The 26,892-nt window shown below is 65.6% G+C and carries 26 protein-coding genes and 1 tRNA gene; 14 read left to right on the top strand and 13 right to left on the bottom strand.

Annotation, left to right across the window (positions count from 1 at the left end):
• Nucleotides 1-12: 12 nt before the first annotated feature.
• On the bottom strand, nt 13-435 hold the full coding sequence (ndk, locus tag Q8M85_RS10990) for a nucleoside-diphosphate kinase (protein WP_305544194.1): 423 nt from the start codon (nt 433-435) through the stop codon (nt 13-15).
• A 125-nt stretch (nt 436-560) separates the two neighbouring features.
• Here ndk and Q8M85_RS10985 point away from each other — a divergent pair, with 125 nt between their 5' ends.
• The 3 genes from Q8M85_RS10985 (at nt 561) to Q8M85_RS10975 (ending at nt 3,835) form a co-directional block, all read left to right on the top strand.
• Nucleotides 561-2,411: an ABC-F family ATP-binding cassette domain-containing protein gene (locus Q8M85_RS10985; RefSeq protein ID WP_305544192.1), complete on the top strand. Its 1,851-nt coding sequence runs from the start codon at nt 561-563 to the stop codon at nt 2,409-2,411.
• Between the two features lie 176 nt (nt 2,412-2,587).
• Nucleotides 2,588-3,208 carry a MarC family protein gene (locus Q8M85_RS10980; RefSeq protein WP_305544191.1) on the top strand — a complete coding sequence of 207 codons (621 nt, stop codon included), beginning with the start codon at nt 2,588-2,590 and terminating at the stop codon, nt 3,206-3,208.
• Nucleotides 3,209-3,259: 51 nt separating this feature from the next.
• The gene (locus tag Q8M85_RS10975; RefSeq protein ID WP_305544189.1) at nt 3,260-3,835 is read left to right on the top strand and encodes a TIGR02281 family clan AA aspartic protease; all 576 of its coding nucleotides are present in this window, start codon (nt 3,260-3,262) and stop codon (nt 3,833-3,835) included.
• A 140-nt stretch (nt 3,836-3,975) separates the two neighbouring features.
• Here the strand turns inward: Q8M85_RS10975 and Q8M85_RS10970 are convergent, their stop codons facing one another.
• Complete coding sequence (locus tag Q8M85_RS10970; RefSeq protein ID WP_305544186.1) at nt 3,976-4,443, bottom strand: DNA polymerase III subunit chi; 468 nt, start codon at nt 4,441-4,443, stop codon at nt 3,976-3,978.
• A gap of 85 nt (nt 4,444-4,528) precedes the next feature.
• Nucleotides 4,529-5,998 (bottom strand): leucyl aminopeptidase, encoded by a 1,470-nt coding sequence (locus tag Q8M85_RS10965; protein ID WP_305544183.1) that lies wholly within the window; start codon nt 5,996-5,998, stop codon nt 4,529-4,531.
• A gap of 163 nt (nt 5,999-6,161) precedes the next feature.
• Between Q8M85_RS10965 and lptF the strand changes: the two genes are divergently transcribed.
• From lptF to rsmA, 6 genes are read left to right on the top strand one after another with little or no spacing between them, the layout of a single operon-like run.
• On the top strand, nt 6,162-7,274 hold the full coding sequence (lptF, locus tag Q8M85_RS10960) for an LPS export ABC transporter permease LptF (protein WP_305544180.1): 1,113 nt from the start codon (nt 6,162-6,164) through the stop codon (nt 7,272-7,274).
• Nucleotides 7,271-8,368, top strand: coding sequence for an LPS export ABC transporter permease LptG (gene lptG / locus Q8M85_RS10955; RefSeq protein ID WP_305544178.1), 1,098 nt, complete (start codon nt 7,271-7,273; stop codon nt 8,366-8,368). The genes lptF and lptG overlap by 4 nt, the downstream gene beginning before the upstream one ends.
• A gap of 1 nt (nt 8,369) precedes the next feature.
• Nucleotides 8,370-10,508 (top strand): LPS-assembly protein LptD, encoded by a 2,139-nt coding sequence (locus Q8M85_RS10950; protein WP_305544175.1) that lies wholly within the window; start codon nt 8,370-8,372, stop codon nt 10,506-10,508.
• A 49-nt stretch (nt 10,509-10,557) separates the two neighbouring features.
• Nucleotides 10,558-11,787 carry a peptidylprolyl isomerase gene (locus Q8M85_RS10945; RefSeq protein WP_305544172.1) on the top strand — a complete coding sequence of 410 codons (1,230 nt, stop codon included), beginning with the start codon at nt 10,558-10,560 and terminating at the stop codon, nt 11,785-11,787.
• The gene (gene pdxA / locus Q8M85_RS10940; protein WP_305544169.1) at nt 11,784-12,737 is read left to right on the top strand and encodes a 4-hydroxythreonine-4-phosphate dehydrogenase PdxA; all 954 of its coding nucleotides are present in this window, start codon (nt 11,784-11,786) and stop codon (nt 12,735-12,737) included. The genes Q8M85_RS10945 and pdxA overlap by 4 nt, the downstream gene beginning before the upstream one ends.
• Before the next feature lie 49 nt (nt 12,738-12,786).
• Nucleotides 12,787-13,623: a 16S rRNA (adenine(1518)-N(6)/adenine(1519)-N(6))-dimethyltransferase RsmA gene (gene rsmA / locus Q8M85_RS10935; RefSeq protein ID WP_305544167.1), complete on the top strand. Its 837-nt coding sequence runs from the start codon at nt 12,787-12,789 to the stop codon at nt 13,621-13,623.
• On the opposite strand, the gene Q8M85_RS10930 is transcribed toward rsmA, so the two are convergent.
• From Q8M85_RS10930 to Q8M85_RS10915, 4 genes are all read right to left on the bottom strand, one after another.
• Entirely contained in the window at nt 13,620-14,507 is an 888-nt protein-coding gene (locus Q8M85_RS10930) for a choline kinase family protein (protein WP_305544165.1), read from the bottom strand. The genes rsmA and Q8M85_RS10930 overlap by 4 nt on opposite strands.
• Before the next feature lie 155 nt (nt 14,508-14,662).
• Entirely contained in the window at nt 14,663-18,661 is a 3,999-nt protein-coding gene (locus Q8M85_RS10925; RefSeq protein WP_305544162.1) for a PAS domain-containing protein, read from the bottom strand.
• Nucleotides 18,662-18,902: 241 nt separating this feature from the next.
• Nucleotides 18,903-19,262, bottom strand: coding sequence for a DUF1304 domain-containing protein (locus Q8M85_RS10920; protein WP_305544159.1), 360 nt, complete (start codon nt 19,260-19,262; stop codon nt 18,903-18,905).
• Nucleotides 19,259-20,425 (bottom strand): M20 aminoacylase family protein, encoded by a 1,167-nt coding sequence (locus Q8M85_RS10915; protein ID WP_305544156.1) that lies wholly within the window; start codon nt 20,423-20,425, stop codon nt 19,259-19,261. The genes Q8M85_RS10920 and Q8M85_RS10915 overlap by 4 nt, the downstream gene beginning before the upstream one ends.
• Before the next feature lie 237 nt (nt 20,426-20,662).
• Between Q8M85_RS10915 and Q8M85_RS10910 the strand changes: the two genes are divergently transcribed.
• Complete coding sequence (locus Q8M85_RS10910; RefSeq protein WP_305544154.1) at nt 20,663-20,794, top strand: hypothetical protein; 132 nt, start codon at nt 20,663-20,665, stop codon at nt 20,792-20,794.
• Between the two features lie 89 nt (nt 20,795-20,883).
• Nucleotides 20,884-21,222 carry a TfoX/Sxy family protein gene (locus tag Q8M85_RS10905; RefSeq protein WP_305544151.1) on the top strand — a complete coding sequence of 113 codons (339 nt, stop codon included), beginning with the start codon at nt 20,884-20,886 and terminating at the stop codon, nt 21,220-21,222.
• A 73-nt stretch (nt 21,223-21,295) separates the two neighbouring features.
• On the opposite strand, the gene Q8M85_RS10900 is transcribed toward Q8M85_RS10905, so the two are convergent.
• The 3 genes from Q8M85_RS10900 to Q8M85_RS10890 form a co-directional block, all read right to left on the bottom strand.
• A complete protein-coding gene (locus tag Q8M85_RS10900; RefSeq protein ID WP_305544148.1) occupies nt 21,296-21,811 on the bottom strand; it encodes a Hint domain-containing protein in 516 nt (171 codons plus the stop codon).
• A gap of 606 nt (nt 21,812-22,417) precedes the next feature.
• Nucleotides 22,418-22,493, bottom strand: a tRNA-Thr gene (locus Q8M85_RS10895).
• 42 nt (nt 22,494-22,535) lie between these two features.
• Nucleotides 22,536-24,188 carry an iron ABC transporter permease gene (locus tag Q8M85_RS10890; protein WP_305544147.1) on the bottom strand — a complete coding sequence of 551 codons (1,653 nt, stop codon included), beginning with the start codon at nt 24,186-24,188 and terminating at the stop codon, nt 22,536-22,538.
• A gap of 99 nt (nt 24,189-24,287) precedes the next feature.
• On the opposite strand from Q8M85_RS10890, the gene Q8M85_RS10885 reads away from it, so the two are divergent.
• Nucleotides 24,288-25,160: a hypothetical protein gene (locus tag Q8M85_RS10885; protein WP_305544145.1), complete on the top strand. Its 873-nt coding sequence runs from the start codon at nt 24,288-24,290 to the stop codon at nt 25,158-25,160.
• On the opposite strand, the gene Q8M85_RS10880 is transcribed toward Q8M85_RS10885, so the two are convergent.
• Nucleotides 25,161-25,415 carry a DUF2312 domain-containing protein gene (locus Q8M85_RS10880; protein WP_305544143.1) on the bottom strand — a complete coding sequence of 85 codons (255 nt, stop codon included), beginning with the start codon at nt 25,413-25,415 and terminating at the stop codon, nt 25,161-25,163. It abuts the gene before it with no gap.
• A 146-nt stretch (nt 25,416-25,561) separates the two neighbouring features.
• Here Q8M85_RS10880 and Q8M85_RS10875 point away from each other — a divergent pair, with 146 nt between their 5' ends.
• The gene (locus Q8M85_RS10875) at nt 25,562-25,777 is read left to right on the top strand and encodes a hypothetical protein (RefSeq protein WP_305544142.1); all 216 of its coding nucleotides are present in this window, start codon (nt 25,562-25,564) and stop codon (nt 25,775-25,777) included.
• A gap of 11 nt (nt 25,778-25,788) precedes the next feature.
• On the opposite strand, the gene Q8M85_RS10870 is transcribed toward Q8M85_RS10875, so the two are convergent.
• Together Q8M85_RS10870 and Q8M85_RS10865 are read right to left on the bottom strand one after the other, a co-directional pair.
• Nucleotides 25,789-26,001 (bottom strand): hypothetical protein, encoded by a 213-nt coding sequence (locus Q8M85_RS10870; protein WP_305544140.1) that lies wholly within the window; start codon nt 25,999-26,001, stop codon nt 25,789-25,791.
• Nucleotides 25,998-26,330: a TraR/DksA C4-type zinc finger protein gene (locus Q8M85_RS10865; RefSeq protein WP_305544138.1), complete on the bottom strand. Its 333-nt coding sequence runs from the start codon at nt 26,328-26,330 to the stop codon at nt 25,998-26,000. Before Q8M85_RS10865 ends, Q8M85_RS10870 begins: the two co-directional genes overlap by 4 nt.
• A 136-nt stretch (nt 26,331-26,466) precedes the next feature.
• On the opposite strand from Q8M85_RS10865, the gene Q8M85_RS10860 reads away from it, so the two are divergent.
• Entirely contained in the window at nt 26,467-26,892 is a 426-nt protein-coding gene (locus Q8M85_RS10860) for a TIGR01244 family sulfur transferase (protein ID WP_305544136.1), read from the top strand.

Genomic DNA, 26,892 nt, shown 5'->3' with positions numbered 1-26,892 from the left:
TGGACCCAGAAATCAGCCTACGAGTTCGAGACCCGAGAAGAAGAACGCGATCTCGCGCGCGGCCGATGCCTCGCTGTCCGATCCGTGCACCGAGTTCTCGCCCTTCGACAGCGCGAATTCCTTGCGGATCGTGCCGTCTGCCGCAGCGGCCGGATCGGTCGCGCCCATCACTTCACGATTCTTGGCAATCGCGCCTTCGCCTTCCAGAACCTGCACGACAACCGGCTCGGAGGCCATGAACGCGCAAAGTTCGCCGTAGAAGCCGCGCTCCTTGTGTTCGGCGTAGAAGGCACCGGCCTGGGCAGGCGTCAGGTGGATGCGCTTCGAAGCGACGACACGCAGGCCGGCATCTTCGAACTTGGCAACGATCTTGCCGGTCAGGTTGCGCTTGGTCGCATCGGGTTTGATGATCGACAGGGTACGTTCAACGGCCATCTGGCTCTCCATCGGGTTTGGGGCCAGCGTGGCCCTTTCGGATGGCGGGCTGCTACCACGGGCGGCGGGCTTTGAAAAGGTGCAGTGGCATTGACCTTCCCGTCGGCTTCGGGCAATGCCCGACCATGCTGAAGATCGAGGACATCACCTACAACGTCGAGGGCCGCCCCCTGTTCGAGGGCGCGTCGGCCACTATTCCCACTGGCCACAAGGTTGGCCTTGTGGGCCGCAATGGCGCGGGGAAGACCACACTTTTCCGCCTGATCCGGGGCGAGCTGGCGCTGGAGGGCGGGTCGATCACCCTGCCCCAGCGCGCCCGGATCGGCGGCGTGGCCCAGGAAGTGCCGTCGTCCGAGACCTCGCTGATCGATACGGTGCTGCAAGCGGACACGGAACGCGCCAGCCTGATGGCCGAGGCCGAGACGGCGCAGGATCCGCACCGGATCGCCGAGATTCAGGCGCGGCTGGCTGACATCGATGCCTGGTCGGCCGAGGGTCGGGCGGCCAGTATTCTCAAGGGCTTGGGGTTCGATGCTGAACAGCAGCTCATGCCCTGCTCGGCCTTTTCGGGGGGTTGGCGGATGCGGGTGGCACTGGCGGGGGTCCTCTTCGCCCAGCCCGACTACCTGCTCCTGGACGAACCGACCAACTACCTCGACCTTGAGGGCGCCTTGTGGCTGGAGAGCTATCTCCAGAAATACCCGCACACTGTCCTGATCATCTCCCACGACCGCGGCCTATTGAACCGAGCCGTGCAAGGCATCTTGCATCTCGACAACCGCAAGCTGACCTATTGGCAAGGCGGCTACGACCAGTTCGCCCGCCAGATGGCCGAACGGCGCGCCGTCCTGCAGGCCGAGGCGAAGAAGGTCGAGGCGCGGCGTGCCCATTTGCAAAGCTTCGTGGACCGCTTCAAGGCCAAGGCCTCGAAGGCGGTGCAGGCGCAAAGTCGCGTCAAGATGCTGGAGAAACTGACCCCGATTACCGCGCCGGAGGATGCCAAGAAGGTCGTATTCACCTTCCCTGCCCCCGAGGAACTGGCACCACCGATCATCAACCTGGACGGCGCGGCGGTCGGTTACGGCGGCCCGCTGATCCTGAAGAAACTGAACCTGCGCATCGACCAGGATGATCGCATCGCCCTTCTTGGCCGAAACGGCGAAGGAAAGTCCACGCTTTCCAAACTGTTGGCGGGCAAACTTCAACCTGCCGAGGGGAAGTTTTCCCGGTCCACCAAGCTGCGGATCGGCTATTTCGCCCAGCACCAGGTTGACGAATTGCACCTGGATGAAACGCCCCTGCAGCACATCATGCGCCTCCGTCCGACCGAGGGGCAGCCGAAACTGCGCGCGCGGCTGGCCGGATTCGGCCTGATGGCCGACCAGGCCGATACGGTTGTGGCGCGACTGTCCGGCGGTCAGAAGGCGCGATTATCCCTGCTTTTGGCAACAATCGATGCCCCGCACTTGCTCATTCTGGACGAACCGACCAACCACCTAGACATCGAGTCGCGTGAAGCCTTGGTTGACGCGCTGACCGAATACCCCGGCGCGGTGATCCTGGTTTCCCACGATATGCACCTTCTTGGGCTTGTCGCCGATCGGCTCTGGCTGGTGAAAGGTGGCGCGGTAACGCCCTATACCGAAGATCTGGAAGCCTATCGTCGGCAGCTTCTTGCGGGCGAAGACGATGTGAAGATCCCCGCAAAACCCATTGAGAAGAAACCGAAACCCAGCCGGGATGAACTGCTTGCGCTGAAAGCCGAAGTTCGCAAATGCGAGGACCGGCTGGAGAAGCTGAACGCCATGCGGGACAAGCTGGCGAAGAAGTTGGCCGACCCAGAGCTTTACGAGGACGGCCGCAAGGGCGAGCTGGACACCTGGAACCGGAAGTACGCCGAGGTGATGGACGCGCTGGACAAGGCCGAGGCGCTGTGGTTGTCGGCCCAGGAAAAGCTGGAACTCATCAGCGCGTGAGCCTGGATGTATATACAGCTTGACAGGGTATGTATATACACATTTGTAGACCTCGTAAATACAATAGTGATCAAGATCCAGGCCATAGCGGGTCGCTCACCAGCATTGGCTGTGCTGAGGTTCCGCTTCCCAAACCGCAGCGCGCCGCCTAGCCTGCGGAGAACCGTGGAGCCGCGATGCCCGAGACTGCCTTCCTTATCACCGCCTTCGCCACGCTATTCGTGGTGATCGACCCGCCCGGCCTGGTGCCGCTTTTCATCGCGCTGACCCGAGGCATGGGGCCGGAGAAGCGGCGGGCGATGGCGCGGCGGGCTTGTCTTATTGCGGCGGCGCTCTTGTTGTTGTTCGGGGTCGCGGGTGAAGCGATCCTGACCTTCATCGGGATCTCGATGCCGGCTTTCCGCATTGCCGGGGGGATTCTTCTGTTCCTAACTGCGCTTGACATGCTGTTCGAACGGCGCACGCAGCGGCGGGAGGGGCAGCAGGCCGAGCCGGATCACGACCCCTCGGTCTTCCCGCTGGCGACGCCGCTGATCGCAGGGCCAGGGGCGATCGCCTCGGTGATCCTTCTGGTCGGCGAGGCGGGGCCGGGTTGGCCGGGGACCCTGGCTGTGCTGGGGCTGATGCTGGCGATGATGGCTGTGACCTATGCCTTCCTGCTGGCTTCGCCGCCCCTGGAGCGGATGCTTGGCCGGACCGGGGTGATCGTCATCACGCGACTGCTGGGGATGCTGCTGGCCGCGTTGTCGGTGCAGTTCGTGATCGACGGGGTGAAGGGCACGGGGTTGATCGGGTGATCTTTCCAAGTCGCCTGCCTGCCCCCATATCTGCCTGAACCGGAGGTTTGGATGGACGGAGAGACCCTGGCCCGCGTGGGCTACCTGGCGCTGATCCTGGCTGCTCTGGGCGGCTGGGTGCTGGTGGAGTTTCGCCAGCGCATGGGTCAGGCGCTGCGGATGGCGCTGGCCTGGGGGCTGATCTTCGTGGGCATGATGGCGGGCTACGGGCTGTGGTCGGATATCCGGCGGGATGTGATGCCAATCCAGGAGGTCGGCGCAGCGGGTGAGGTCGAGGTGCCACGGTCGGTCGACGGGCACTATTATCTTACCCTGATGATCGACGGGACTGCGGTGCCCTTCATGGTCGACACCGGGGCTTCGGGACTGGTGCTGGCGGGAAAGGATGCCAAGCGGCTGGGGATTGACCTTGCAGAGCTGGAGTTCCGCGGGCAGGCCAACACGGCCAACGGGGTGGTCCGAACGGCACGGGTCACGCTGGAGGCGGTCGAGTTGGGGCCGTTCCGCAATGAGCGATTCGGGGCCTTCGTGACCGAGGGGACGCTGGATCAGTCGCTCTTGGGGATGGACTACCTGGGGCAGTTCCGAATGGAGTTCGACGGGGGAAAACTGGTGCTGCGGCAGTAGGTGTCCACGGTGGACATATTTTGTTTTCTATTTATTTTCAATTACTTGTGTTTTTCTGTTAAGGTGGCCTTAACCATTTTTCCGGGCCAGAATCCTTCGCAGAATCCTGCAAAGTTCTTCGAAGAAACTTGTCCCGAACCCTAACCGGCGGCGCTTTCGGCCTTCTTCTCCCAGCGACCAGATTCCTCGGACCAGTATTGCGCCGCGTGACCGGCGGTGGTGATCGTCTTCCACTGGCCACGGGCAGCTTGCAGCCGCGCCTGGTCGTTGCCGTCGAACAGGACCCAGACCCGCTCCATCGCGGCGATCTCGGCGTCCGTGGCTTCGGCCCCGTCGACCAGTGCCAGGACTTTTGCGCCATTTACCGGGTGACCAAGGCCCAGAAGCACCGGCTGGTCCGCGTCGTGGGGCCCGCCCTCCAGCCCATGCGGCAGAAAGCTGTCGTCGCCGCCTTTCAGCCAGAGAGCCTGATCCAGCCGGTCCAGCGCCGAAAGGTCGGTGCCGCGCACCATGACGCGCCAGCCCTGCCCCAAGGCGCGCGGCGCGTTGATGGTCAGCGTATCGGCGGGGGCCGATTGCATCAGGTGGAAGAACATCACCGTGCCCATTAGGCACCGCTCGTCGTGCGTCGTCGACTTCTCCTCGCTGGTGCGCCGCCCGGCGAAGAGCGACGCGTAACGCGAGCGAGGAGCCTCACTTTTCGAACCGGTCGCGGATCAACCGGTCCAGCGCCATGACGCCCCAGCCGGTCGCACCCTTCGGCGCCAGCGTGGTGTCAGCCTTCAGCAGCGCCGTGCCTGCGATGTCGAGGTGGCACCACGGCATGTCTGGCTTGACGAAGCGCTGAAGGAACTGCGCCGCAGTGATCGCCCCCCCGTCGCGGCCGCCGACGTTCATCATGTCGGCGATGCGGGACTTGAGCTTGGCGTCATAGGCGTCGCCCATCGGCATCCGCCAGGCGCCCTCGCCCTCTGACTTGGCGGCCGCAAGGAAGGCGTTGCAAAGGTCGTCATTGTTGGAGAATACGCCGGTGTTTTCATGGCCCAAGGCGATGATGATCGCGCCGGTCAGGGTCGCGAGGTCGATCATCCCGGTGGGCTTGAAGCGTTCCTGCGCGTACCACATCACGTCGGCCAGGACCAAGCGGCCCTCGGCGTCGGTGTTGATCACCTCGATCGTGTCGCCCTTCATCGATTTCACGACGTCGCCGGGACGCTGCGCGCGACCGTCGGGCATGTTCTCGACCAGGCCGACGATGCCGACGACATTGGCCTTGGCCTTGCGCAAGGCGAGCGTCCGCATCACTCCGGCGACGACGCCAGCCCCACCCATGTCCATCGTCATCTCTTCCATGCCCGCAGCGGGCTTGATCGAGATGCCGCCGGTGTCGAAGACCACGCCCTTGCCGATCAGTGCGAAGGGCGCCTCGCCCTTTGCACCGCCGTGCCACTGCATGACGACGACCTTCGAGGGGCTTTCCGACCCCTGCCCCACGCCCAGAAGCGCACCCATGCCGAGTTTCATAAGGTCTTCTTCTTCCAGGATCTCGACGTCGAGGCCCAGTTCATGCATGGCGGCCAAGCGGGCCGCGAAATCGTGCGTTGTCAGGACGTTGGCCGGTTCGTTCACCAGGTCCCGGGTAAAGAAGACGCCTTCGGCGACGGCGGCCATCGGCGCTGCGGCCTTCGCGACGGATTCGGGGTTGGTGGCCATCAGGGTGACGGGTCCGGGGACGGACTTTTCGCCGCTTTTGTGGGTGTCGAAGTCATAGGCGCGCATGGCAAGGCCGAAGGCAATGTCTGCGGCGCGGGCGTGGCCCTCGGCCAGGACAAGCGAGCCCCCTGCCCCGTGCGACTTGCCCACAGCCGACCCGGCCTTGCGAGCCTGGGTCTGATCAGCCTTCTTGCCCAGCCGGATCAGCTGGACAGCATCAGCCGCAAGGCCCGGCAGATAGGCCAGGTCCATCGCCTCGCCCGGCTTCAGTTTGCCAAAGGCCTCGGACCCGGCCGCGCGGGTCAGCGCGCCCTTGGTCAGCCGGTCAAGCCGCTTGAACCCGGGGCTGGCCGGCTGGTCCGCGTCGGCCAGCACGGCGATACGGCCCTTCTGGGCGGCGAGGGCTTCAAGATCGGTGGCCTGGAACTGGATCGGCAGGGGTTTCGGCATTGCGTTCTCTTTCGTCAGACGGTTTTCCGCATCGGGTTTTTCACACTCGGCGGCGGCTTGCCGGGACGCTACAACCCCGCCCGGCGCTTGGCCAGATAGCAGTTTTCGCCGCCGGTGAATTCCGCTAGGGTCGCGCCTAGATGTTGTAGGGGCCGGCGCAGGCGTGTCTAGATTCGACAGATATCTGATGTCGCAGCTCTTGTCGCTGTTCGGCTTCTTCGCGCTGGTGCTGGTCGCGGTCTACTGGGTCAACCGGGCGGTGGGCCTGTTCGACCAGCTGATCGGTGACGGGCAGTCGGCGCTGGTGTTTCTGGAGTTTTCGGTCCTGACGCTGCCGAATGCGATCCGGCTGGTGCTGCCGATCGCGGCCTTTGCGGCGACGGTCTATGTGGTCAACCGCCTGATGCAGGAAAGCGAGCTGGTGGTGATGCAGGCCACGGGGTTCTCGGCCTTCCGGCTGGCGCGGCCGGTGCTGTACTTCGGGGTGACCGTGATGGTCATGCAGCTTGTCCTGACGAATTTCCTGGTCCCGGCCAGCCAGCGCATTCTGAGCGAACGGTCGGCGGAGATCTCGCAGAACGTCACGGCGCGGTTCCTGACGGCGGGGCAGTTCCTGCATCCCTCGCAGGGGATCACGCTTTACATCCGCGAGATCAGCCCCACCGGCGAGATTCTGGACCTGTTCCTGGCCGATGAGCGGTCCGAGACCGACCGGGCGGTCCATACGGCGCGCAAGGCCTTTCTGGTGCGCGGCGAGGTGGCGCCGAAGCTGGTGATGGTCGATGGCGCGACCCAGCGGCTGACACGCGAGGGCGGGCGCATGGCGGTGACGCGGTTCTCTGATTTCACGCTGGACCTGGCGGGGCTGATTTCGGTCGGCGGTGCCGGGCAGATCGCGCTGAACGCCCTGCCGACGCGGATCCTGCTGGAGGGCCGCCCCGAGGCGGCGGCGGAGACGGGGGCGACAGTCGCGCAGATGCAGGAGGAGGGTCATTCGCGGCTGGCGGGCCCGCTTCTGGCGGTGGCAGCAGCGTTGATCGGCTTTGCGGCGCTGATGCAGGGGGCGTTCTCGCGCTTCGGGCTGTGGCGGCAGATGGCGGTGGCGGTGGGCCTGCTGATCGCGCTGCAGCTGGTCTGGACCTGGGGCGGAAGCGTGGCGCTGGAGCGGGAGGGCGCCTGGCCTGTGGTCTATGCGGGGCCGCTGGCGGGCATCCTGATGGCGGGGGCGATGCTGTGGTGGGCGCAGAGGCCCCGGCGGCGGCGGGCCTTCGCATGACGCTAAGTCTTTACATCGCGCGGCGGTTCCTGGGGTCGGTGGGCCGGGTGTTCCTGGCCTTCTTCGTGATCCTGATGCTGATCGACATGATCGAGCAGCTGCGGCGCTTTTCCGATGCGGGCGTGGGGCTGGCGGGCGCGGCGCGGCTGTCGCTTCTCAGCGTTCCCGAGACGCTGTACCGCATCCTGCCCTTGATCCTGATCCTGGGGGCGATCGCGAATTTCCTGGGGCTGGCGCGGTCGTCGGAACTGGTGGTGGTGCGCGCGGCCGGGCGGTCGGCGCTGCGGTTTCTGGTGACGCCGCTGGTGGTCTCGGTGGGCTTGGGGCTTCTGGCGGTGGCCTTCTTCAACCCCTTGGTGGCGGCGACATCGAAGGCCTATGACGACGCGCGCGCGGCGCTGAGCCAGGGTGGGCGGTCAGTCCTGTCGGTGGCCGACACGGGCCTGTGGCTGCGGCAGGGTTCGGGCGAGGGGCAGACGGTCATCCAGGCGGCGCGGTCGAACCTGGACGGGACAGAACTCTTCGGCGTGACGTTCCTGGGGTTTGACCAGGAAGGCCGCCCGACGCGGCGGATCGAGGCGGAGACGGCGAAGCTGGTCGAGGGCGCCTGGGAACTGACGGGGACCAAGACCTGGGACCTGACGGCGGCGAACCCCGAACTGTCGGCAGTCAAGGCCGAAGGGCCGGTCGCCCTGCCCTCGGACCTGACGCCAGAGCGCATCCGCGACAGTTTCGGCACGCCCTCGGCCATCGGGTTCTGGGACCTGCCGGGTTATATCGCCGATCTGGAACGCGCGGGCTTCTCGGCGCAGGCCTACAAGCTGTGGTACCAGATGGAACTGGCGCTTCCGATGCTGATGGCGGCGATGGTGCTTGTCGCGGCGGGGTTCACCATGCGGCATGTCCGGTTCGGGGGCACCGGGCGGATGGTGCTGTTTGCACTGCTGGCGGGCTTTGGTTTCTACTTCCTGCGCAACTTCGCGCAGGCCTTGGGGGACAGCGGGCAGATCCCGATCCTGCTGGCGGCCTGGAGCCCGCCGGTCGCAGCGGTGATGTTGTCGCTTGGCCTGCTTCTTCACCTGGAGGAAGGCTGACATGTCGCGGCTTCTGGCCCTGTTGGCGGTCCTGATCACCCTCGCCCTGCCCGCCCAGGCGCAGGACAGTGCAACACTGGTCTCGGACCGCCTGGAGATCGCCGGCGACACCCGGTTGATCGCTGACGGCAATGTCGAGGTCTTCTTCAGGGGCAACCGCCTGAAGGCCAGCCGCATCGTCTTTGACCAGGCAACCGACCGTCTGGAAATCACCGGGCCGATCGTCCTGACCGAACCCACGGGGCAAACCCTGATCCTGGCAGGCCAGGCGGATCTGGCCGCCGACCTGTCCGAAGGCATCCTGACCAGCGCAAGGCTGGTGCTGAACCAGCAGTTGCAGCTGGCGGCCAACCGGATGATGCGCGTCGCGGGCCGGTATACGGCCTTGCAGACCGTCACTGCATCGTCGTGCAAGGTTTGCCCGGGAGATCCGACACCCCTGTGGGAGATCCGCGCGCGCCGGGTGGTGCATGACGAGGTGGCGCGACAGATCTATTTCGACCGCGCGCAGTTCCGGCTGGCGGGCATCCCGGTCCTTTACATCCCGCGCCTGCGGATGCCGGACCCGACGCTGAAGCGGGCCACGGGCTTTCTGATGCCATCGATCCGCACGACCTCGGACCTGGGGACCGGGATCAAGGTTCCCTACTTCATCGTGCTGGGCACATCGGCCGACGTGACCCTGACACCCTACCTGACCGCGCGGGACAGCAAGACACTGGGATTGCGTTACCGCCAGGCCTTTGCAACCGGGCTTCTGACGCTGGAGGGATCGGTCAGCCGGGACGGGCTGAGCCCCGGCGAAACCCGTGGCTACCTGCGCGCCAGAGGCGATTTCACCCTGCCCGAGCGGTTCCAGCTGAGCTTTGACGGCAAGACCGTGACCGACCCGGCCTATCTTCTGGATTATGGCATCGACAACACCGACCGGCTGGACAGCCGGATCGAAGTCAAGCGCACGCGGCGCAACGAACATATCTCGGCCCGGATCATCAGCTTCCAGACGCTGCGCGATGACGAGGACAACACCACGATTCCCACGGTGATCGCCGACCTGACGTTCCACAGGCGTTTCTCGCTGGGGCCGCTGGGCGGTGAGGGTGGCTTGCGGCTGCAGACGCACAACCATTATCGCAGCTCGGCCAGTCCGGTGGACGGCAACGGCGATGGAATTGCCGATGGCCGCGATGTCGGCCGCATTTCCGCACGGATCGACTGGCGGCGCAGTCTTTTCCTGCCGATGGGCATCGAAGGGACGGTTCTGGGCGAACTTACGGCGGACGCCTACACCATCGCCGACGACGCAACCTTCGGCGGCAGCACATCGCGCACACATGGCTCGGCCGGGGTCGAATTGCGCTGGCCCTGGGTCAAGACCGAAGCCAGTGGGGCCGTGCAGGTGATCGAGCCGGTGGTGCAGCTTCTGTTCTCATCCTCGGTGGCGGAAAGCCTGCCGAACGAGGATTCGGTCCTGATCGAGTTCGATGAGGGCAACCTGTTTTCCCTGGATCGTTTTCCCGGATCGGACGCAGTGGAACGCGGCCCCCGGGCCAATGTCGGGGTCAGCTGGACACGCCATGACCCAAGGGGCTGGTCGATGGGGGTCACGGTGGGACGGGTCTTCCGTGAGGCCGACCTTGGGCAATTCGGGCCGGGCTCGGGGCTGGCCGGGACGACCTCGGACTGGCTGGCGGCGACGACCTTCACGCTGTCGGACACCCTGGCGCTGACCGGGCGCATGGTGCTGGACGACGGGCTGAGCGTCACCAAGGCCGAGGCCCGGCTGGCGCTGAGCGGACCGAAGACGGCGCTGTCGACCTCGATGATCTGGGCAGTGGCCGACCCGCTGGAGAACCGGCCGGATCCCACGCAGGAGATCACCTTCGACGCCCGGCGAAAGGTGACGCCCAACTGGACTGCCAAGGCATCCGGCCGCTATGATTTCGCGGGTGATCAGGGCACGCTGGCCGGCTTGGGTCTGGAGTTCCTGAACGAATGCGTGCGGTTTGATGTTTCCCTCTCGCGTCGCTTCACGTCATCCACTAGTGTGACCCCGACGACGGATTTCGGCCTGTCGCTGGACCTGGTGGGCTTCGGCAGCGGGGTTACCGGGGGTCCGGCACGGACCTGCAGGCAGTAGGCAAGGGCGGGCCAAAGACCCGCGGGAATAAGGAAGAGCGGCGGAAACGATGCGATTTTCGGGTCTGAAACGGCAGGCTGCAGCAGCAGCGATCGGCCTTGTGCTGGCGGCTCCGGTGATGGTGGCTCCGGTTATGGTGGCTCCGGCCCTGGCGCAGGACCTTTTTGCGCCGCGGCTTTATATCAACGACCGGGCCATTACCGAGTATGAAGTGCAGCAGCGCGCCCTGTTCCTGCGGGTGCTGCGCGCGCCGGGCAACCCGGAGGACGAGGCGCTGAAGGCGCTGGTCGAGGACCGACTGCGCCAGACCGAAGCCGAACGGCTGAAGATCAAGCTGACCGAGAAGGACCTGACCGACGGGCTGGCGGAATTCGCGAGCCGCGCGAACCTGACGACCGAACAGTTCGTGACCGAGCTGGCCAAGGCCGGGATCGCGCCGGAGACCTTCCGCGATTTCGTCGCGGCGGGCCTGCTGTGGCGCCAGGTGGTGCGGGCCAAGTTCCTGGGCCAGGTGCCGATCAGCGAGGCGGACGTCGACCGGGCGCTTGAAGCCTCGGTGCGTCCCAAGGCCTTGCAGGTCCTGGCGAGCGAGTTGGTGATCCCGGCCCCGCCGGGCCAGGAAGACGCGGCGATGGCCCGGGCGCAGGACCTGTCGGACAGCCTGTCGGGCGAGGCGGCGTTTGCGGCGGCGGCGCGGCAATATTCTGCGGCCCCGACGGCGGGTGCTGGCGGGCGGCTGGATTGGCTTGCCCTGTCGAACCTGCCGGCGGTAATCGGGCAGAAGATCCTGGCGCTGGACCCGGGCGAGGTTTCGGACCCGGTCTCGGTGCCGGGCGCCGTGGTTCTGTTCCTCTTGCGTGACGTGGCCGAAGATACGGCGGCGGAACCGATTTCGGTCTCGGTGGAATGGGTCGAGCTTCTGGTCCCGGACGATGCCGCCGAAATCGGCCGGATCCGGGCGGCGGCGGATGATTGTGCCATGCTGCAGGCCGAGGCCGATGGGCAAGCGGACCGGGTGACGCTGACCAAGGCCGGGATCGGCGAGGTTCCGGGCGACGTGGCGCTGGAGCTGGCGAAGCTGGACCCGGGCGAGATCTCGGTTGCGCTGACGCGGGGCGGCTTGCGGCGGATGCTGATGCTGTGCGGGCGCGAGGCGGTGCTGGACCCGGCCCCGACCCGCGCCCAGGTGCGTGACCGGGTGATCAACCAGAAGCTGGAAGGCCTGGCCGAGGGCTATCTGGAAGAACTCCGCGCGGCCGCGATCATCCGCGAGCCGTGAGCGCGCCGGTCCTTCTGACCTGCGGCGACCCGTCCGGCATCGGGCCGGAGATCGCGGCGAAGGCCTGGGCGGCAGGTGAACGTTTCGTCTGGATCGGCGATCCGCGCCATCTGCCCTTGGGGACAAAGTGGCGCGCAGTGGCCGAGGGCGAGGCTCCTGGCGATGGGGCGATGGCGGTCCTGCGGCTGGATTTTGCGGGGCTGGCGGCTCCGGGGCGACCGGACCCGGCCAATGCGGCGGGCGTGGTCGCTGCGATCACGCGCGCGGTCCGGCTGGTGCAGGCCGGGCTTGGATCTGCGGTCTGCACGGCCCCGATCAACAAGAAGGCCCTGAAGGACGGGGCGGGGTTCGCCTTTCCGGGTCACACCGAGTTCCTGGCGCATCTGGCGGGCGTGGATCGGGTCGTGATGATGCTGGCTTGTCCCGGGCTGCGGGTCGTTCCGGCGACGATCCATATCCCGGTGTCCGAAGTGCCCGCGGCCCTGACCGAGGCCCTGCTGGAAGCGACGATCCGCATCACTGTTGCCGGCCTGATCCGGGATTTCGGGATCGCGCAGCCGCGCATCGCCGTGGCGGGGCTGAACCCGCATGCAGGCGAAGGCGGGGCGATGGGCTGGGAGGAGGAGCGGATGATCCGGCCGCTGCTGGCCCGGCTGAAGGTCGAGGGCTTGAATGTGACCGGGCCCTGGCCCGCGGACACGATGTTCCATGCGGGCGCTCGGAACTCCTACGACGCGGCGGTCTGCGCCTATCACGACCAGGCGCTGATCCCGATCAAGACCATCGACTTTGCGGGCGGGGTGAACGTGACGCTGGGCCTGCCGTTCGTGCGGACCTCGCCGGACCACGGCACGGCCTATGACATCGCGGGCCGGAACCTGGCAGACCCGTCGAGCCTGATCGCGGCCTTGGCGATGGCGCGCGAGATGGTGGCGACGCGCGGGGCGTGAGGGCGGATGCCTCCGGCGGGGATATTTGGGCAAAGATGAAAGGCTGAACTTGGGCACGATAGACGGGCTGCCGCCCCTGCGCGAAGTGATCCGGGCGCATGAACTGGTGGCGAGAAAGCAGCTGGGGCAGAACTTCCTGCTGGATCTGAACCTGACCGCCAAGATCGCGCGGGCGGCGGGAGACCTGTCGGCCTGCGACGTGCTGGAAGTGGGGCCGGGTCCGGGCGGATTGACGCGGGGGCTGCTTGCCGAAGGCGCGCGGCGGGTGGTGGCGGTCGAGAAGGATGCCCGCGCCCTGCCCGCCCTGGCCGAGATTGCGGCGGCCTGTGCCGGGCGGCTGGAGGTCCTGCACGGCGATGCGCTGGAGCTGGATCTTGCCGCCCATCTGACCCCGCCATTCAAGATCGTTGCCAACCTGCCCTACAACATCGGCACAGAGCTTCTGATCCGCTGGCTTACGCCGGAGGTGTGGCCCCCGCTTTGGTCATCGTTGACGCTTATGTTCCAGAAGGAAGTGGCAGAGCGTATTGTTGCCAGGCCGCGAACCGAGCATTACGGGCGCCTTGCCCTCTTGGCGCAGTACCGCTGCGAGGCGCGGATCGTGATGACCTTGCCGCCCGAGGCCTTTACGCCCGCGCCCAAGGTTCATTCCGCCGTGGTGCAGCTGACTGCCCTGCCTCAGCCACGATTTCCGTGTGATTTCAAGACGCTCCAACGCATAACTGCAATGGCGTTCAACCAGCGCCGCAAGATGCTGCGGGCCAGCCTGAAAGGCCTGCGCCCGGATATCGAGACGGTGCTGGAGAGCGTCGGCATCGCGCCCACCTCCCGGGCCGAGGAGATCGGGCTGGAAGGGTTCTGCGCCCTGGCCCGCGCCGTGGCCTAAGTGGACTGGCGCGTGGTGGCCAGCGCCTGCCGGTAGGTGTCGAGGTAGTCAGCGGTATAGGCCCGATAGTCGAAGTCGAGCTTCGAGTGGATCTCTTGCACCATCGACCACATCGCTTCACGCAAGGCGGCGGCGGCCTTCATCGCGCGGTAGCGGCGCCAGAGGTCGGCATCGGGCGGGGCGCCGAAATAGGCCCGAAGCAGCCAGGCCTCTTGCGCCGGGTCAAGGCCGTTGTTCGCGGCAAGCCCGCCGAGGTCAAAAAGCGGCGAGCCCCAGCCGGCGTAATCCCAGTCGATCAGCCACATCCGCGTGCCGTCGTGCAGGAAGTTGCCGGGCAGAAGGTCATTGTGGCCGAAGACCATCTCGATCCGGCCCACGGCGCGCTCCAGCGCCTCGGCTTGCGACAGAAGATCGGGCAGGATCGGCAGGTGATGCGACCTGCCCTCGGACAACGTGGCGGCATAGTCGCGGACGACCTGGAATACCCAGAAGGTCAGCGCGGGGCCGCGCAGGTGGCGCGGGATGTCACGGTGGGCATGCATCACCAGGGCCAGCGCCTGTTCCAGCAGGTCCTGGTCCTGCAGATCCTTGGCGGTCATGGTCCGACCTTCGACAAAGTCGATGACCAGCGCGCCTGGTTCGTGGTGGATCACGCCGGGCGAGACCCCGGCCGCATGGGCGGCGCGGCTGGCCGCCAGTTCGTTGAAGCGCATGATCTGGTGGACGGGAATATCGTCGCCGATCCGCACCACGGCGCGGCGGATGGCGTCGGTCACGAGGACATTCAGGTTGGTGATCCCGCCGCCCAAGGGCGTGGCCGTCGCCTCGCCCTGCCAGATCGGCAGCGCCAAGGCCCGCGTCAGGGGATCGATACGGTCATTCATGCCACCTCCGCGCCACAGGTTCCAGGGTGGAGCGGAGCACGGGTCTGGCAAGGGACCGCACCACCGCCACCGTCACCCGCGACCAAGGCGCACTTTGCGCCCGAGCCAAGGATGCGGCCAAGCGTCTGAGCTGTCAAAGCAAATCCGGGGCGGGGTCAGCTGTCCGCCGGCTGATCAACACATTGCCAGAGCGCCTGGCTTAGCCTCTCGATGCGGATCGGCTTGGCGACGACAGCGGCGAAGCCGTTGCCAAGATAGTCGTCAACCTGATGGGTCATCACATTGGCAGTGACCGCAATGGCGCGCGGTGCGGGGCGACCGAGTTCGGCCGCAAGCACGTTCAGCGCCTGCAGCGTATCCAGCCCGTCCATTCCCGGCATGGCGATGTCGAGAAGCACCGCGTCGAAGCCGCCGTCGCGGAAGCGGTGCAGCGCCTGGGATCCGTCGGCCACGATCACCGTCGCGACCCCCAGGGACTGCAACATGCTTTGCAGGATGATCCGGTTGGTCGCATTGTCTTCGGCGGCCAGCACCCGCAGTGGCGGGAGGTGTGGGACTTCGGCACCAGAGGCGTGGGCCGCACCATCGACAAGCACCGGAATCTTCAGCAGGACACGCGCGGTGACGCCCTGCCCCTCGACCGATTGCAGCGAGACATCGCCGTGCATCAATCGGGTAAGCCGGCGCACGATGGGCAAACCAAGCCCGGTCCCGACATGGCTGCGGCGCGATCCGCCCATCCCTTGCGTGAACTCATCGAACGCGCGCGAAATCTCTTCGGCGGACATCCCGATGCCGGTGTCCTGGACATGGATCGTGATGGCTTCGGGGTCGGAGCAGTCGATCTCGACCCGCACATGGCCGGTGTCGGTGAATTTCAGCGCGTTGCCCATCAGGTTGTGCAGAATCTGGATCAGCCGCATCTCGTCGCCCAGGCGCACCTCTCTGCCTGCGCCGCCGCTGCAGTGGATGATCAGCTGCACGCCCTTTTCGGTCGCGGTGATCTGGTGGAGGGCCGCGACGCGCATCAGGATGTCCGGGAGCCGGATCGGGCGCGGGTCCAGCACCAGGCGTCCGGCCTCGATCTTGGCGAGGTCGAGAATGTCGTTGATCACCCCCAAGAGGTGTTCGCCGGAATCGCGGATCACCCGGACCATCGCCTGTTCCTGCGGATCGGTCAGCCGCGATGCAAGCACGGTGGCCATGCCGAGGACACCGTTCAGGGGGGTGCGGATTTCGTGGCTCATCGCGGCCAGGAAATCGGATTTGGCGCGGTTCGCCGTCTCGGCGGCGGTCATCGCGGCGCGGAGACGGTCCTGGCTTTGCACTTCGTCGGTGATGTCGGTGAAGGTGCAGACAACGGCGGCCTCGGTACCGGCGGCCGAAAGCCTGGCCGACGTGACCGCCACGACGCGACGTTCACCGGAGGGCCAGTGCAGGTCATGGCGGACCTCGTGCATCCCAGGCTCGCCAGAGAGCGCGCGGGCTACGGGCAGCTGGTCCGTCGGGATGCGGTTGCCGTCGAGGTCGGTCACCGCATCATCGCCCAGAAGCGACAGGAGGCAGCTGCCGGCGCTGACCTTGCGGCCGAGGACGCGCTCGGCGGCGGCATTGGCAAAGACCACGGCGCCACGTTCGTCGACGACCACGATGCCCGAGACCGAGGCTTCCATCACGCGGGCCAGGGTGTCGCGTTCGCGGGCCAGCGCGAATTCAAGCGACTTGGCTGCCGAGATGTCGAGGTTGATGCCGCTGGTCTTGACCGGGCAGCCACCCTCGTCCCATTCCGAGACCTGGGCGCGGGTCAGGACCCAGACCCAATGTCCGTCGCGGTGGCGCAGGCGGACCTCGTGTTCGACCTGCCACTGGCCGGACTCGAAAGCGTCGCGTTCGTGGGAGATCAGGCTTTCGGTGTCATCGGGGTGCAGCATGTCAAGCCAACGCTGCAGCGACATCGGGTTCAGTTCGACCGCGCGGAAGCCCAGAATCTCGGCCCAGCGGTCGCTGACCACCGTTATGCCGGTCCGCATGTCGTGTTCCCAGGTGCCAACCTGGGTGCCATCGATCACATGGGCCAGACGCTGCTCGGCCTCGGTCTGAACGGACACATCCAGCGTGATGCCTGAAATCCGGCGCGGGCTGCCGTCAGCCCACCGTGCTGCGACATGGCCGCGGGTCAGAAGCCAGACCCACTTGCCGCTTTGGTGGCGCATCCGGCAGCGGAGCGAAAAGGTTTCGCTGCCCGACAGGAACAGCTCGCGCTGCGCTTCGGCGACTGCCAGACGGTCCTCGGGGTGAACGAGTTCGATCAGGTCGGCCAGCGCCCGCGCCGAGCCGAGACCCAGCATCGTCTCCCAGCAGTCGTTGATCGTGGTGAAACCGTGGTCAGAGGCCCAGTCCCAAACCGCGATGCCGCCGCCGTCGACGACCTGTTCGAGCCGACGGTCCGCCAGACGCCTGGCGGTGACATCCTCGTAAAGGCCCACGGTTTCCCGCGAGGGGGTGGCGCGTTCGCGGACCCAGATCAGCCGACCATCGGCCAGTTCATCTTCGTTATCCCAAACCTCGGTCAGCGGGCGGTCGAGCCGACGCTGAAGGTTCGCGCTGTCGCGTTCCCCTTCGGCACCGAAGACACCCCGGCTGATGGCAGCGCGCAGGAGGTCGTCGTAAAGCGCACCCTCGCGGATCAGGTCGCCGATCCGCGAGAACACCCGGACATAGGGCGTGTTCCAGAGGACCAACCGATCCTGGGCGTCGAAGATGGCAAACCCGTCGTCCAGAGCCTCGATCGCGGCGAGGAACCGGGACTTCGTCGCCTCAAGCGCATTGCGACCGGCCTGAAGTGCGGCTTCCTTGGCGCGGATCTCGGTGATGTTTTCGATCAGCGACCAGACGAGACGGCGGCCGTTGGGGTCGACACTCATGAAACAGCGCACCACGGCGGGGAACGAACGGCCGGTCTTGCAGCGGAACGTGGCTTCGACCGGGCCATAGGTCTGGGCGGCCTTCAGCGCGGCCCGCGCGCCCTCGATCAGCCACGCGCCATCCTGGGGAAGGATCTGCTGCACCTGAAGGTTGATCCCCGCCTGCGGATCAAGTCCGAACATATCCTTGAAGGCGCGATTGACGTCGACGATCTCGCCGGTGTCGAAGTCGTTCACAAGGATCGGATGCGGGCACATCTCGAAGAAGGCGGTAAACTGACCTTCACGAAACGAGGTCATCTCGCTGGACCGGTCCGATGTGGCGATGTCGCGGATCACCACGATCAGGTTGGCCGCCAGCCCCGGTGGCGAAGGGCTTAACCGGGCGACCGAAACTTCGTAGCGGTGCGGGGTCACCAGGGTCGAGACACCGACCCGCCGGGTCAGGGACGACGTGTTGCCCGGCGGCGCCGCAAGAATTTCCGTCATGACTTGCGCCAGCGGCAGCGGCAGGACCTGGGCCACATGCCGACCGATCCCCGCACGGACCAGGCTGGACAACCAGGGCAGCTTGTCGCTTTGGCAGGCGACGATCTCACCCGTCGGAGCCAGTTCGATCACCAGATCCGGCAGCGCGTTCAGCGTGGCGGCCAGGTGGCTTCGCAAGGCGGCCTCGGCCCTAGCCGCCTCGACCCGGAGGACGATCGAGGACACCGCCCGCCCGATCGAGGTCAGCAGGAAGACCGCTTCATCGTGCCAGTGCCGATCCGGGCGGCAGCAGTCAAAGCCGATCACTCCGAACAGCCGGTTGCCGTCGCAAAGCGGCACCATGAGCGACGAACTGACGCCGATATCGGTCAGGAACTGATGTTCGGGCGACCCATCGGGAAGCTCGGATCGGTCAAGAACGGCGACGATCCTGCCGTCCTGGAAAGCCTGGTGCCAGGCCGGACGGACAACCTGGGGACCACCCTGCATCACCGGCTTCAGCGGCTGGACGCCAGGCGCCACCCATTCGTGTGTGTTCCGGTATCCGGTTTCCGCCGCGTAGCGAAAAAGAAAGGTGCGGGCAAAGCCGTAGCCTTCACCCAGCGCCGCCAACACGGCGTCAATCTCGCTTTCGATGGTGTCGGGGGTCACGTCGAGCAGACGATTCATCAACTCGACCACGCGGAGCTCTACCCGCGCAGGTTGTGCCGTTCCGGTGTCAGGCTGGCCTGCGTGTCCCATCCATCCTCGATCCAACGCCGTAAATTATCTGCGAGATGCCCCCGCGCCGCAAGTCCGCTTATGCGCTGGCTGCATCGCGACCAGGCTTACCGCCACAACCCCAGAGGTACGGGGCCAAGCCGTTGGCGCGGCGGCCGGGTGGAAGCGGTGGCCAACATCGGCGACCCCACCCGCAGGACGATCGTAATCAGGGCCAGCGCAGTCGCCGCCTGGCGGTCCTGCCGCAGACGAAACCAAGGGTTCAAATTCCAACCAGCACGGCCACCAGTGCCAGCACGGCGGGAGCGGCCTGGATGTAAAGGATGCGTCGGCCCGCAGTCGCCGCGCCGTAAAGTCCGGCCACGATCACGCAAGCCAGGATGAAATACGCCAGCCCCTGCCCCGGACCCGGAAGGCCCTGGATCAGCGCAAGGACCAGCCCTGCAGCGAGAAAGCCGTTGTAAAGCCCCTGATTTGCGGCCAGGACCCGCGTCGCCGCTGCAAAGTCAGGCGTGGTGCGGAAGATCGCACGCACGCGCGGCGTCTCCCACAGGACCATTTCCATCAGCAGGATGGCAATGTGGATCGCTGCCACCAGCGCAACCAGGGTAACCCCGATCATGCGGCGGGCATCCGGGTCTCGGCCATTTCGGCGTACCAGCTGGAGCCGAAGGGGATCGCGCTGTCATCGAAGTTGTAGGCCGGGTGGTGGACCATCGCCGTATCGCCGTTGCCCAGGAAGATGTAGGCACCGGGGCGTTCGTTCAGCATGAAGCTGAAATCCTCGGCCCCCATCAGAGGCGCGGTGGCGGTATCGACGTGGCCCGAGACGCGGCGCGCGACCTCGGCCGCGAAAGCGGTGTTCTCGGGGGCGTTGACCGTCACCGGATAGCCGCGTTGGTAATGAACCTCGGCCCGCGCCCCAAGCGCCAAGGCCGTGCCCTCGACGATCTGGCCGATGCGGGCCTCGACGAAGTCCTGCACCTTGGCGTCCATCGTGCGGACCGTGCCCTTCATCTTCACCACCTGCGGGATGACGTTGTGGGCGGTGGAGTCGGTTTCCACCGTGCAGACGCTGACCACGATCTGCTTCAGGGGGTCGACGTTGCGGCTGGCGATCGTCTGCAGGGCCACGATGATATGCGCGCTGACAACGGTCGTGTCGACGCAGTCATGCGGCTTGGCGGCGTGTCCCCCCTTCCCCGTCACCACGATCTCGAACTGGTCGGCGGCGGCCATCATCGCGCCGGGACGGATCGCGAAGTGGCCGACGGGGATGCCGGGCATGTTGTGCATCCCGTAAACCTCTTGCACGTTCCAGCGGGACAGCATGCCGTCCTTCACCATCTCGCGTCCGCCACCGCCGCCTTCTTCGGCGGGCTGAAAGATGCAGACGACCGAGCCGTCGAAGTTCCGCGTCTCGGCCAGGTATTTCGCGGCCCCCAGCAGCATGGCCGTATGCCCGTCATGGCCGCAGGCATGCATCTTGCCCGGGGTTTTCGAGGCATAGGGCACCCCGGTCTGTTCCCTGATCGGCAGCGCGTCCATGTCGGCCCGCAAGCCCACGACGCGGCCCTTGCTGTCGGATCGGCCCTTGATGACAGCGACAACGCCCGTGCGACCGATGCCTTCGACAACCTCGTCGCAGCCGAACGACCGGCACAGTTCGGCCACCCGGGCGGCAGTGCGGTGGACGTCGAACAGCAGTTCGGGGTGCTCATGGAAATCGCGGCGCCAGGCGGTGATTTCGGGCAGAAGCTCGGCGAAACGGTTCTTGGGCGGCATGTCAGGTCTCCTTTGGAGTCACAAGGTGAACCCGAAGCGGCATGACGGCAAGCCCTGCGGGTAGACCAGAGATGGCCGGGGCCAGGCGGGAGGTCAGGAAAACCGGAACGTGATCAAAGACCTGTTGCCGATGTCGCACGTTTTCGCCATATCGTCGCAAAATCGTCATGAACCCGGCTTGTTGCGGCCAAGGACCCGCGCAATATCGGAAGAACAAGAGCCAAACGGAGCAGTCAGATGGCCACGACCCCCAGCCAGCCTCAGCAAGGCGGCAGCAGCACCCCCAGCCAGCAGCAGCAAGGCCAGCAGGCCGGTGGGTCGACGCAACAGCCCGGACAACCGATCTTCCGGGACTGGGCCGCGATCTGATCGCCTCCTCGCTTGACACGACCCGCGCTTGACAAGACCTGGGCCAACCGCGAGATTCGACATGTTTTGTTCTCACTCTCCACAGCGTGATGCCCAGCCCCGTCTCATCGATCCCGAACCTTGGCCCGGCCTCGGAAGAAGCCTTCGCCCGCGCCGGGATCACTTCGGCCGAAGAAATACGCGATCTGGGCGCTGACGAAGCCTACCGGCGGCTTCTGGACGGCGGGTCACGCCCGCATTTCATCGGGTATTACGTCCTGGTGATGGGGTTGCAGGGCCGCCCCTGGAACGACTGCAAGGGCGAAGAGAAGAAGACCCTGCGAAAACGCTTCGATGCGCTCTGCCGCGGGTTCAACCGTTCGGACGCGAAACTGCGCGCTGATCTTGAGCAGACGCTCAGTTTCCTGGGCGTAATAGAACGCCGATAATTCGGCGGTTTCTGGCCTGCTTTGGAAACAACCGGACCGCTGCATCGGAATAGCGGGCCGGAGCTACCTGACCTTATGGGCGGACCCGCACCCAGACCCCATCGATCCGTACAATCGCCGGAGCGCCGCAATGAAAGCGGATATAGGTCATTCCCACACTTTGAGCCAGATCCGGGTTGAACCTGTTTCGCAAATCACCTGCCTTGACGAAATTCGTCACGACATGGACATCGGAAGAAATCTCTTGCCCCGGGGACAGGAGCATATCCTGGGACGGTCGTCCCGGCCCGAATGAGTCGGCGGGAATTCGCAGGGGTAGCGCACTTGGCTGCTTGCGCAGAAAGTCTTCGTCCAGGTGAATCCGGTCAACCAGCTGCACCTGCGCGCTTGCCCCCGAATAGGTGCGAAGATCATCGCGAACGCGCAGAGCCTCGATCGGAAGCTCGCCGAACACGGTACTTACCCGGGATTTTCCTGAAAATCCGGGGAGATACCAGGCCAGCCGGGGTTCGACCTTCTCGGCCCCCTCGGGCCGCATCAGGCCAGAGAACGCATCTTTGAGCCGGCGAAACTTGTCGAATTCGATCACCGAGCCTGATGGTGACATCTTGGTTCAATCCTGCAAATTGGTATTGCGCCGGAAACAGTGGCGCGCATTGATACTGAAAATGGACAATTCCGGTGTGACGTCTTTGCGCCTTTACCTGTTCCATAATATACCATTTGCATTGATGCGGGGTAACCTGTCCTTTTCGACAGGTTTTATTCGGCGTTTTGCGACAGTCCCAACCAGCGGCCCCGATTATGGGTGTTCGACACTTGTCGCGCAACTTTCGGTTGGGAAGTTCCGGCTCTGGCTGGGTTGGGTGATTCTGCGTGCTTTGCAAGAACGGGGACGCGTCCTGCAATCTCAGATTGCATCACCTGCGCAATAAAACCAACCATCCCCAGAATTGTCTTGCTGCTGCCCTTCTCCTGCCGGAGTTGCGCGTCATTACTTCTGGAGTGCGAGGTGGTGAAGTCCCCTCATCCACCACGCATTTACGATCGCGTGCTGTCTGCATCGACCAGAACGGGTCAACCTGCCACCTGGCACTTCCCCAAGCCCGCCGGGTGGCAGGCCTTATCATCGCTGCAACCTGCACCGGACACGGGCCCTTGCCCGATCCCGATGCGGGTATGGTGATGAAGGATGTGGTGCCCCCAGAGAGACTCGAACTCCCGACCCTCTGATTACAAATCAGATGCTCTACCAGCTGAGCTATAGGGGCCACGCCCTTCAGATACCCTTGCCGCCCGGCCCGCGCAAGGGTTCAGTCCTGGCGGCGGGCGACCACCGCGACGGCCAGCAGGCCCACGGCCATCACCAGAAGTGCGGCCGGCGCGGCTTCGGACAGGCGCTCCAGGCTGGCAAGTTCGAAGACGCGGGTGGAAAGCGTGTTGTAGTTGAACGGACGCAAGAGCAGCGTGGCGGGCAGTTCCTTGACGCAATCGACGAAGACGACCAGGAGCGCCGTCAGGACCGACCCGCGCATCAGGGGCAGGTAGACCGCCCCCAGCGTCCCCGAAGCCGAGCGGCCCAGCGACCGCGCCGCCATCGACAGCGAAGGCGAGACCCGCCCGAAGGCCGCATCCACGGCCCCCTGTGCGATGCCAAAGAAGCGCACCATATAGGCCAGCCCAAGCGCGAAGGCCGTGCCGGTGATCATCAGGCCGGGGTCCCAGCCGGTCAGAGCCAGAACGCCGTCCGCCAGGCGGTGATCCAGCGCGGCCAGCGGCAACAGAAGCCCCAGAGCCAGCACGGCTCCGGGTGCTGCGTAGCCGATCAGCGTCATCGGCAGAAGCCACTGCGCCGCACGCGAGCCCTTCATCCGCAGCGCATAGACCAGGAAGACGGCGGCCCCGACCGTGACCAGCGCCGCCAGCCCCGCGACGACAAGCGTGTTCGCCAGCGCCTCCAGCAGGCCGGGGGCAAGCCAGCCCTGGGGTGCTTCGGCAGAATGGACAAGCATTACGCCGACGGGCAGCAGGAAGCCCCCCGCGAAGGGTATCAGGCACAGCAGCGTGGCAAACCAGCGTTTCGCCCCCTTGATCTGGGTCGGTTCATGCGGTTGCGCGCTTCGGCCAAGGCGGTGGAAGCGGGCTCCGCCTCGCCCTGCCCTTTCGAACCCGACCAGAAGCAGGATCAGAAGCAGGATCACCCCCGCAATCTGCGCGGCACCCCCGGCATTGCCGCCGTTCAGCCAGGTGGAAAAGACCCCCGTGGTCAGCGTCTGCACTCCGAAATGCAGGACCGTGCCGTAGTCGGCCACCGTTTCCATCAGCGCCAGCGCCACGCCTGCTGCGATGGCGGGTCGGGCCAGGGGCCAGCCGATCCGCAGGAACAGCCCCCAAGGGCCGCACCCAAGCGCGCGGGCGACCTCGTAGGCGCGGCCCGACTGCTCGCGGTAGGCCGAGCGGGCAAGCAGGTAGACGTAAGGGTAAAGCGCGAAAGAGAGGACCAGGATCGCCATCGGCAGCGAGCGCGTCTGCGGGAACCAGTAGTCGCGCGCCGAGATCCAGCCGAAGGTTGCGCGCAGCGCAGATTGCAGCGGGCCGGCATAGTCCAGCAGATCGACCAGAGCATAGGCCCCGACATAGGCGGGAATCGCCAGAGGAAAGAGAAGTGCATGAGCCAGCCAGTCGCGGCCGGGAAAGCGGTACTGGCTGACCAGCCAGGCCGCCCCGGTGCCCATCGCGGCGGTCAGAAGCGCGACGCCACCCATCAGCAACAGCGTGGTGACCAGATAGCGCGGCAGCACTGTCGCCATCAGATGCGGCCAGATGTTCTCGGTCGGATTGAAGGCGATCCAGACGATGGACACGATCGGTGCCAGCACAACGGCGGCGATAAGCCCGGCCCCGATCGTCCAGAGATCGGGCCGGAACCGGGGGCCATTGGCAAGTTGAGTGAAACGGTCGGACATCCTGGGCACCGGTTACAGGAAAGCGGTTTAACTGTCCAGAAAAGCCCGTATAGTCGCGCCGCCGGGCCAGGGGATGCCCGCGCCGAAAAGTCAGGCCCGATGCGCATCGTCTACCACCTGGGTGTTCATTGCACCGACGAGGACCGGCTGGTCCGCTGTTTGCTGAAGAACCGCGCAGTCCTTGCCGACCAGGGCATTTCCGTCCCCTCGCCCACCCGTTATCGCAAGCTCTTGCGCGCCACGGCAACGCAACTGCGAGGTCGTGCCGCATCGGACGAGACGGCGGCAATGATCCTGGACCAGATCACCGACGAGCCTCAGGCTGACCGGATGATCCTGTCCTGGACCAGCTTTCTAAGTTTTCCTGCCTATGCGGTGGACCACATGCTTTACGGTCAGGGCGGTGAGCGGTTGCACGGCTTCACCCGTATCTTCCCGGACGACGAGGCCGAATTCCACATGGCGATCCGCAATCCGGCATCATTCCTGCCGGACCTTAGGCTTCGGGCGCAGACCAAGGGCCACGAGGACATCCTGAACGGCGTCGACCCGCGAAGCCTGCGCTGGTCCGATACGATCCGCTCGATCAAGGCGGCCAATCCAGGGGTCCCGCTGACCGTCTGGTGCGATGAGGACACGCCGCTGATCTGGCCCGAGGTGCTGCAGGCGATCTCGGGCCACGCCGTAGAAACCCGGCTTGAGGATGACGAGGAATTGTTGTCCGACCTCATTTCCGAGGCCGGCTTCGTGCGCTACCAGACCTACTGCCGCGAGCATCCGCCGCAGACGGTTTCGCAGCGGCGACGCATCGTCACGGCTTTCCTGGAAAAGTTCGGCCGACCCGAAAAGCTGGCGGCCGATGCCAGTGTTCCCGGCTGGTCCGAGGATCTGGTCGAGGAGCTGACCCGGTCCTACCTGCGCGATCTGGACCGCATCGCCCGGACCCCGGGCGTGCGGATCATCGAGCCCTGATCAGCTCATCCCCAGCGCGGTCTTGTAAAGCTCCAGCACGGCTTCCTCTTCGGCGATCTCGTCCGGCTTGCGCTTGCGCAGCGCGATCACCTTGCGCATGACCTTGGTGTCGTAGCCCCGGCCCTTGGCCTCGGCCATCAGCTCTTTCTGCTGCTCGGTCACGTCCTTCTTTTCGGACTCCAGCTGCTCGTAGCGTTCGATGAACTGGCGAAGCTCGTCGGCAGTGACGGCATAGGGATCGTTCGCGTCGGGCATGGCGGTCCTCCGGGCTGGCGGGTGATCCGGGGTTCCTACCCTGCCAGTGCCTTCGGGTTCAAGGCAGGAACGGTCGGTCGGTGGCGATTGCTTGCGCGGGGACCCGAGACGGGCTAGCAGAACGCCGGGAACAGGGAGAGGCTTTGATGCAGGCAGTGATCTGGGCAGGGGCGGCCTTGACCGTCGCGGGACTTGCGGGCCTGGTCTACTGCATCATGCGCGCCACCAGGGCAAAGCGCTCGGGGCTAGACGACGCCGCGATGCGGGCCGAACTGCAGCGGGTCGTCACGATCAACCTTGCCGCCGTCGGCCTGTCGGCCCTGGGTCTTGCAGCCGTGGTGGCAGGCATCCTGCTGGGCTGACCTGGGCCAACCTAGACGGGCATGTTGTCGAAACCGGCCTCGACCTCGGCGTCAGTCGGAAGGTGCGGATCTTCACCCGGCAGCATGGCGGCCAAGGCGCGCATTTCGGCCAGCAGCAACTCCATGCCCTGCTGCTGCAATTCCAGGCCAGCGGCCAGAAGATCGGCCTCCTCGCGGATCAGATCGGCGGGGCGGATGACGTCGGCGGGTTTGTGGGCGGTCATTCTGCGCAGCTCCTGCAAAGGGGGGTCCAGGGAAGAAGGTCGAGGCGGGCTTCGGCGATGGTCTCGCCGCAGCGGGCGCAGGTTCCATAGCTTCCGTCGGCAATCCGGGCCAATGCGGTGCGAATCTGGGTGATCTCGGCCTTGCCCGCGTTGCCGGTCGCTTCCAGCACTTCGTCACCCTCGCGTTCGGTCGCAAGGTCTTCCCAATCGCGGTTCTGGTGCGAATCGAGCTCTTCCTCGATGGCTTCCAGTCTGGCGCCAAGTTCGATCAGCCGCGTTTCCAGCGCGGCCTTGCGGGTGGCAATGGGTGTGGTCAGATTGGCCTGCATCGGGTCCTCCTCTTTCCCGATAAGTCTATGGTGGACTGGTGCGGACCGCTTTGACCCAAGTCAACGGCTTTGCGCTTTGCGTTCAAGCTGGCTATGGTCGGGCGGATTTTCTGCAGACGCTGAAGTGGAGAGACAGATGGACATCCGTGCGATCACCCCCGACTACGCCGTCTCGCCGCAGATCGAGCCGGGCGATCTGCCCGCGATCAAGGCGGCGGGGTATGTCACGGTGATCGACAACCGACCAGACGGCGAGATTCCGCCGCACCTGCACACCGACCAGATGCGTGCGGCGGCAGAGGCGCTGGGGCTGACCTTCGTCGCCAATCCGGTCATCGGCGGGGCCATGACGATGGAGAATGTAACGGCGCAGGGCGCCGCCATCGCGGCCTCGTCCGGGCCGGTGTTCGCGTATTGCGCCAGCGGCAATCGGTCGTCGGTGGTCTGGGCACTGGCGAACGTGGGCAAGCACCCGGCGGATGATCTGATCGGGCTTCCGGCCCGGTTCGGCTATCAGCTGGAGCATCTGCGGCCGCAGATCGAAGCCATGGCGCGCAAGTAG

This window comes from Tabrizicola sp. (assembly GCF_030694085.1).
GTDB lineage: Bacteria > Pseudomonadota > Alphaproteobacteria > Rhodobacterales > Rhodobacteraceae > Tabrizicola.
This window is presented reverse-complemented; position numbering and strand designations above follow the sequence as displayed.